The sequence below is a fragment of the Pseudomonas sp. WS 5412 genome (genome assembly GCF_012985615.1).
GTDB classification, from domain to species: Bacteria; Pseudomonadota; Gammaproteobacteria; order Pseudomonadales; family Pseudomonadaceae; genus Aquipseudomonas; species Aquipseudomonas shahriarae.
The window spans coordinates 1-642 of record NZ_JAARMB010000065.1 but is presented as its reverse complement, the minus strand read 5'-3'; the positions used below and the strand labels follow the sequence as shown (position 1 = coordinate 642).

General features: G+C 60.7%; 1 pseudogene. It reads left to right on the top strand.

Annotated elements, in window-relative coordinates:
* Window positions 1-557, top strand: a pseudogene (locus HBR94_RS28385) (plasmid recombination protein); the annotation flags it as partial.
* Between the last annotated feature and the right edge of the window lie 85 nt (window positions 558-642).

Sequence of the window (642 nt, the reverse complement as noted above, 5' to 3'; positions counted from 1 at the left end):
CACTGACCCAGGACAAACGCCTGGGCGCCAAGGAGTTCATCGGCAGCCGGGACAAGATGCGCGCCGACCAGACCACTTATGCCGCCTGTGTGGTTGATCTGGGGCTTGAGCGGGGGATCGAGGGCAGCAAGGCCACCCATCAGACGATCCAGCAGCACTACGCCGCTGTAGAACGTGGAGTGCAGCCCCTGGTGGCCATCACTCCGAAAGCCGTGGAGCCGCGGGTACTACGCAAAGGGCTGTTTTCCAGCGATGTTGAGACACCAGAGGCGGTAGCTGAACGGCTGACCAAACGCATCAATGAACGTTATGCCGGGACCATCGCCAGGGCCTCTACAGCGCTTCAGGAGCGACGTAGAGCGAAAGAGATGCAGGACACGGCAAACAGTCTCAGGAAGCGGCTAGAGGCGCTACAGGAGCCCTTCAAAGGGCTATCCAAGGCTCAGATGGCCGAAGTGCTTCAAGTCGCCTCAAAACTCCAGCAGGAGAACGCTAAGGCGAAGGACAAGAGCCAGCAACACCGCCGGAGCTGGCCTAGGGGTGGAATCGAACGCTGAGAGCGATCTGTCGATTGAGGATGGCCAGTTCGTCCATTGCACCCTCGGCATCGAGCCAAGCCCGCAGCCCGGCTGCATAGGCTGG